This is a genomic window from Shewanella sp. A22, from assembly GCF_053850585.1.
Map to the genome: position 1 here is coordinate 1 of NZ_JBSQBN010000237.1, position 1,730 is coordinate 1,730.

The following is a 1,730-nucleotide window of genomic DNA, read 5'->3' on the forward strand; positions in this document are numbered from 1 at the left end:
ATGCTCATGCTCATGCTCATGCTCATGCTCATGCTCATGCTCATGCTCATGCTCATGCTCATGCTCATGCTCATGCTCATGCTCATGCTCATGCTCATGCTCATGCTCATGCTCATGCTCATGCTCAGCATGATGATGGTCATGGGTATGATGATCTTTCAATAGAAAAACACTAATAATGTTGACAGTAAGACCAATAAAGGCAACGAAGATAGCTTGATTAAAATAGATTTGTTCAGGATGAATTATCCGGACCATCGATTCAATTAACATGATCAATGCAACCATGCCTAAAGCAATAGCACTAGTAAAACCACCTAGTACACTAACTTTACCCGTACCAAAGGCAAATTGTGGATTACTCGCATTCTTACGTGAATACCGATAAGCGAACAAGGTAATCATAAACGCTGCGGCATGGGTGCCCATATGCCAACCGTCAGCTAATAATGCCATTGAACCGTAAATAGAACCGGCTATGATTTCTGCTAACATTGTCACAATTGTTAATATCAGAACATATAAAGTATTACGTTCACCGTCAGAATTACTATGACTAAACTGATGATGATGTTGCCATTGTTGTATGGGATGAGATTGAGAATTCATAGCAGTCTAAATAATTATAAATAAGTGCTGCATTATTGATGTTTTGCATAGCTTTGATCAAGTTTAAACTGCAAAAAATGCTATATACATAACACAAATGACAATAATTATCGCTATCATTAATAGCTTTATGCTTGGTTGTTCACTTTCTACTAAATCATATTCAAACATAGAAATTATACCAATTACATTAAATATAGGATCTAATTAGTCATCATTTTCTTATTTTCAATATTGATGAATAATATCAATTTTGCTGCATTAGCTAAATCCGAAAAAAGCGCTCGTAAACGTATGCGTTATCTCGCCTTACTTCATTTTACCGAAGGTCATTTTCGTACTACTATAGCCAACATGTTGAAGGTCAGTAGAACCAGTGTTAATGCTTGGGTTACTCATTATTTAACTCATGGTATTAGCGGCCTAGATGATAAACATAATCCAGGTAGACCCAGTCAATTATCGGTGAAACAACTGGTAAATCTGAAAGAATTTGTACAACGTCAAAGCTTGTCTGAGAGTGGCGGAAGATTGATGGCAAGAGATGTCAGTCTTTTTATTCAGTCTGAATTTGGCGTGACCTTTAAACAGGCCAATATCTACAGATTTCTGCATCAATTAGGATTGTCATGGATAACGACCCGTTCTCATCACCCAAAACAATCTCAAGATATTCAGGACGCTTTTAAAAAACTACCAGCTGTCAACGATCCTTAACACCCCGGGTCATGTGGCGTTAGATCGCATTGATGTTTGGTTTCAAGATGAAGCTCGATTTGGTCAGCAAAATACAACGACCCGCATTTGGGCGACGAAAGGAACCCGACCACGAGCGGTAAGGCAACAACAGTTCGAATCAGCGTATTTATATGGCGCGGTGTGTCCGGCAACGGGCGCGACAGAGGCTATTATTGCCCCGCATGCCAGCAGTGAATATATGTGGGAGCATTTAAAATTAACTTCATACCAATCCGCATTAGACTTTGCTCATATTATACCAATTATGATAAAAATGTGATCTAATCAAAGTATCACCTCTTATTAATCTTTATGTATGACTTCTCTTACTGATAAAGAAATACTTAACCTCTCCAAACAAGAAAAAAATGCGAATAAAAAAA

At 37.9% G+C, this 1,730-nt stretch carries 1 protein-coding gene and 1 pseudogene; one reads left to right on the forward strand and one right to left on the reverse strand.

Annotated elements, in window-relative coordinates; genetic code table 11:
- Positions 1–609 (reverse strand): cation diffusion facilitator family transporter (locus ACWXWT_RS20440; RefSeq protein ID WP_456043400.1); only part of this gene is annotated, 609 nt, incomplete at its 3' end.
- A 237-nt stretch (positions 610–846) separates the two neighbouring features.
- Between ACWXWT_RS20440 and ACWXWT_RS20445 the strand changes: the two are divergent.
- Positions 847–1,573, forward strand: a pseudogene (locus tag ACWXWT_RS20445) (IS630 family transposase); the annotation flags it as partial.
- Between the last annotated feature and the right edge of the window lie 157 nt (positions 1,574–1,730).